We start from the raw sequence: 4,967 nt of genomic DNA on the forward strand, positions 1-4,967 counted from the left end.
GGTCGCGGGCCATGTTATCGAGTGCGGGGTCCAGGCCACCGGCGGTAACTACTCGTTCTTCACCGAGGTTCCCGAGTTGACCCACGCCGGCTTCCCGCTCGCCGAGGTCCACGCCGACGGATCCTCGGTGATCACCAAGCACCCGGGCACCGGCGGCCTGGTCAGCGTCGACACCGTCACCGCGCAGCTGCTCTACGAGATCACCGGGGCGCGCTACGCCAACCCCGACGTGACCGCCCGGATGGACAGCGTCGAGCTGTCGTCCGACGGGCCGGATCGGGTGCGCATCAGCGGTGCGCGTGGCGAGGCCCCGCCGCCCACCTACAAAGTGTCGATGAACAGCATCGGCGGGTTCCGCAACTCGATGACGTTCGTGCTGACCGGCCTGGATATCGAGGCGAAGGCCGACCTGGTGCGCCAACAACTCGACGCCGCGCTCACCGTCAAGCCCGCCGAACTGCAGTGGACTTTGGCACGCACCGACCACCCGGACGCCGACACCGAGGAAGCCGCCAGTGCGCTGCTGCACTGCGTCGTACGCGACCCCGACCCCGCCAACGTGGGACGCCAATTCTCCTCGGCTGCCGTCGAATTGGCGTTGGCCAGCTATCCGGGATTCCACGTCACCGCACCCCCGGCTGACGGCCAGGTCTACGGCGTGTTCACCCCGGGCTACGTCGCCGCCGATCAGGTACCGCACGTTGCGGTACACGCCGACGGCACCCGCGTCCACATCCCTTGCGCCACGGACACTTTGGAGCTCTCCCCCGCCGCTGAGCCACCGCTTCCCGAACCCCTACCGGACGGGCCGACCCGGCGCGTGCCGCTGGGCCGCATCGCCGGCGCGCGCAGCGGCGACAAGGGCGGCTCCGCCAACATCGGGGTGTGGGTACGCACCGACGAGCAATGGCGATGGCTGGCCAACACGTTGACCGTCGAGCTGCTCGGAGAACTGCTGCCCGAAGCGGCCGACTTCGGCGTGACGCGTCACCTGCTGCCGAATCTGCGAGCGGTCAACTTCGTCATCGACGGCATCCTCGGCCAGGGCGTCGCCTACCAGGCCCGATTCGACCCCCAGGCCAAGGGGCTGGGCGAATGGCTGCGCGGCCGCTACCTCGACATCCCGGAGAGTCTGCTGTGAACCTTTGGACCACACCCGAGCGCGAACAGCTGCGAAAGACGGTGCGCTCGTTCGCGGAACGCGAGATCCTGCCCCACGTCGACGAGTGGGAGCGCAGCGGCGAGCTGCCGCGCGAATTGCACCGCAGCGCCGGAGACGCCGGGCTGCTGGGTGCGGGCTTCCCCGAATCGGTTGGCGGCGGTGGCGGCGACGGCGCCGACGCGGTGATCATCTGCGAGGAGATGCATCAGGCCGGGGCCCCGGGCGGCGTGTTCGCGTCGTTGTTCACCTGCGGCATCGCGGTGCCGCACATGATCGCCTCGGGCGATCAGCGGCTCATCGAGGAGTTCGTCCGGCCGACACTGGCCGGTGAGAAGATCGGCTCGCTGGCCATCACCGAGCCGGGCGGCGGTTCCGACGTCGGGCACCTGCGCACCTCCGCGGTGCGCGATGGTGACCACTACATCGTCAACGGCGCCAAGACCTACATCACCTCCGGGGTCCGCGCCGACTACGTGGTGACCGCGGTACGCACCGGAGGCCCTGGCGCGGGCGGGGTTTCGCTGCTGGTGGTCGAGAAGGGGACGCCCGGCTTCGAGGTGAGCCGCAAGCTGGACAAGATGGGCTGGCGTTCCTCGGACACGGCCGAGCTGTCCTACACCGACGTCCGCGTCCCGGTCACCAACCTGGTCGGCGTGGAGAACAGCGGGTTCGCCCAAATCGCCCAGGCCTTCGTCGCCGAACGCATCGGTCTTGCCGCACAAGCCTATTCGAGCGCCCAGCGCTGCCTGGACCTGACGGTGCAATGGTGTCGCGACCGCGAAACATTCGGCCGCCCATTGATATCGCGGCAGTCGGTGCAAAACACGTTGGCCGAGATGGCGCGTCGCATCGACGTCGCCAGGGTTTACTCGCGCCACGTTGTGGAGCAGCAACTCGCCGGCGAGACCAACCTGATTCCGCAGGTGTGTTTCGCCAAGAACACCGCCGTCGAGGCCGGCGAATGGGTGGCCAACCAAGCCGTCCAGTTGTTCGGCGGCATGGGCTACATGGCCGAGTCCGAGGTCGAACGCCAATATCGGGACATGCGGATCCTGGGCATCGGCGGCGGAACCACCGAAATCCTGACCGCACTGTCCGCCAAACTGCTGGGATTCCAATCATGACCGTGCTGCAGTCCACCCTCGATTCAGAGGCCACCGCCTTCGCCGACGCGGCGTCGGCGGCTATCGCGAAACTCGAGGAGATCGACACCGAGCTGGCCAACGCGCTGGCCGGGGGCGGGGCCAAATACGTTGAGCGTCACCATGGCCGGGGCAAGCTGACGGCACGCGAACGCATCGAATCCCTGGTCGACCAGGATTCGCCGTTCCTGGAACTGAGCCCGCTGGCGGCCTGGGGCAGCGCCTTCAAGGTCGGCGCCAGCACGGTCACCGGCATCGGGGTGGTCGAAGGCGTCGAATGCATGATCGTCGCCAACGACCCGACGGTCAAAGGCGGCACCAGCAACCCGTGGACCCTGAAGAAGATCCTGCGAGCCAACCAGATCGCCTTCGAGAACCGGCTCCCGGTGATCTCGCTGGTGGAGTCCGGCGGCGCGGATCTGCCCACGCAGAAGGAGATCTTCATCCCCGGCGGGCGGATGTTCCGCGACCTCACCCGGCTCTCAGCGGCCGGAATCCCCACCATCGCACTGGTATTCGGCAACTCCACCGCGGGCGGTGCCTACGTCCCGGGCATGTCGGATCACGTGGTGATGATCAAGGAACGTTCCAAGGTCTTCCTGGCCGGTCCCCCGCTGGTGAAGATGGCCACCGGCGAGGAATCCGACGACGAGTCACTCGGCGGCGCCGAAATGCACGCCCGCGTCTCCGGTTTGGCCGACTACTTCGCCGTCGACGAACTCGACGCGATCCGCATCGGCCGCCGCATCGTGGCCCGGTTGAACTGGGCCAAGCACGGGCCGACACCCAAGCCGGTCACCGAGCCGCTGTTCGACACCGAGGAACTCATCGGCATCGTGCCCGCGGATCTGCGGATCCCGTTCGATCCCCGCGAAGTGATCGCCCGCATCGTCGACGGTTCCGAGTTCGACGAATTCAAGCCGCTGTACGGCTCGTCGCTGGTGACGGGCTGGGCCCGGCTGCACGGCTATCCGATCGGCATCCTGGCCAACGCGCGCGGCGTGTTGTTCAGCGAGGAGTCGCAGAAAGCCACCCAGTTCATCCAGCTGGCCAACCGGTCCGACACGCCGCTGCTGTTCCTGCACAACACCACCGGTTACATGGTGGGCAAGGACTATGAAGAGGGCGGGATGATCAAGCACGGCTCGATGATGATCAACGCCGTGTCCAACTCCACGGTCCCGCACATCTCGCTGCTGATCGGCGCCTCCTATGGCGCGGGCCACTACGGCATGTGCGGGCGCGCTTACGATCCGCGGTTCCTGTTCGCCTGGCCGACGTCGAAGTCCGCGGTGATGGGCGGCGCCCAGTTGTCGGGTGTGCTGTCGATCGTGGCCCGTGCGGCCGCCGAGGCGCGCGGCCAGCAGGTCGACGAGGAGGCCGACGCGGCGATGCGGGCCGCGGTCGAGGGCCAGATCGAAGCCGAGTCGCTGCCGCTGGTGTTGTCCGGGATGCTCTACGACGACGGGGTGATCGACCCGCGAGATACCCGCACCGTCTTGGGAATCTGTTTGTCGGCCATCGCCAATGGCCCGATCAAGGGGACGTCGAACTTCGGCGTCTTCCGGATGTGAGCCCCATGGTCACTCGAGTACTGGTCGCCAACCGCGGTGAGATCGCGCGGCGGGTGTTCGCCACCTGCCGCCGGCTCGGCTTAACCACCGTCGCCGTCTACACCGAACCCGACGCCGGCGCCCCGCACGTCGCCGAGGCCGACGCCCGGGTGCGGCTGGACAAGACCAACGACTACCTCAACGCGCAGGCCATCATCGCCGCCGCCCGCGCCGCGGGCGCCGACGCGATCCACCCCGGTTACGGATTCCTCTCGGAGAACGCCGACTTCGCGGCCGTCGTCGCCGACGCCGGCCTGACGTGGATCGGCCCGCCGGTGGATGCGGTGCGCGCGATGGGCTCCAAGATCGAGTCCAAGAAACTCATGGCCGCGGCCGGGGTGCCCGTGCTCGACGAGCTCGACCCCGACACCGTCACCGAGGCGCAGCTGCCGGTGCTGGTCAAGGCCTCCGCGGGCGGCGGCGGACGCGGCATGCGGGTGGTGCGCGAATTGTCCGCCTTGCCAGCCGAAGTGGAGGCGGCGCGCCGCGAAGCGCAGTCCGCCTTCGGGGACCCGACGGTGTTCTGCGAGCGCTACCTGCCCACCGGACACCACATCGAGGTCCAGATCATGGCCGACACCCATGGCACGGTGTGGGCGGTCGGCGAACGCGAATGCTCGATTCAGCGCCGCCACCAGAAGATCATCGAGGAGGCGCCCTCGCCGTTGGTGGAGCGCACACCGGGCATGCGCGCCAAGCTGTTCGACGCGGCCCGGTTGGCCGCCGAAGCCATCGGCTACACCGGCGCCGGGACGGTGGAGTTCCTCGCCGACGACGACGGCGAGTTCTACTTTCTCGAGATGAACACCCGGCTACAGGTCGAACACCCGGTGACCGAAGAGACCACCGGACTCGATCTGGTCGAGCTGCAGCTCGCCGTCGCCGACGGCGCCCGCCTGGACTCGGACCCTCCTGCCGCGCAAGGGCATTCGATCGAGGCCCGGCTCTACGCCGAGGACCCCGCCAAGAACTGGCAGCCGCAGGCCGGCCTGGTCCGCGGATTCGAGGTGCCCTCGGTTCGGGCGGAGTTCGGTTCCCTGGGGCACCGGA

At 68.3% G+C, this 4,967-nt stretch carries 4 protein-coding genes; all 4 read left to right on the plus strand.

Translation table 11 applies throughout. The features are described 5' to 3' along the window. The coding region (locus tag A9W96_RS12175) for an acyclic terpene utilization AtuA family protein (RefSeq protein ID WP_067140033.1) at positions 1-1,141 on the plus strand (1,141 nt) is incomplete at its 5' end. Beyond that, positions 1,138-2,286: an acyl-CoA dehydrogenase family protein gene (locus tag A9W96_RS12180; RefSeq protein WP_067020417.1), complete on the plus strand. Its 1,149-nt coding sequence runs from the start codon at positions 1,138-1,140 to the stop codon at positions 2,284-2,286. The genes A9W96_RS12175 and A9W96_RS12180, both read left to right, overlap by 4 nt. 2 nt (positions 2,287-2,288) lie before the next feature. Next, positions 2,289-3,878 carry an acyl-CoA carboxylase subunit beta gene (locus A9W96_RS12185; RefSeq protein ID WP_156765209.1) on the plus strand — a complete coding sequence of 530 codons (1,590 nt, stop codon included), beginning with the start codon at positions 2,289-2,291 and terminating at the stop codon, positions 3,876-3,878. A gap of 5 nt (positions 3,879-3,883) precedes the next feature. Further along, positions 3,884-4,967 (plus strand): biotin carboxylase N-terminal domain-containing protein (locus A9W96_RS12190; protein WP_156765208.1); only part of this gene is annotated, 1,084 nt, incomplete at its 3' end.

Origin of the sequence: Mycobacterium sp. 1245852.3, from assembly GCF_001669335.1 — a bacterium.
GTDB lineage: Bacteria > Actinomycetota > Actinomycetes > Mycobacteriales > Mycobacteriaceae > Mycobacterium > Mycobacterium europaeum_A.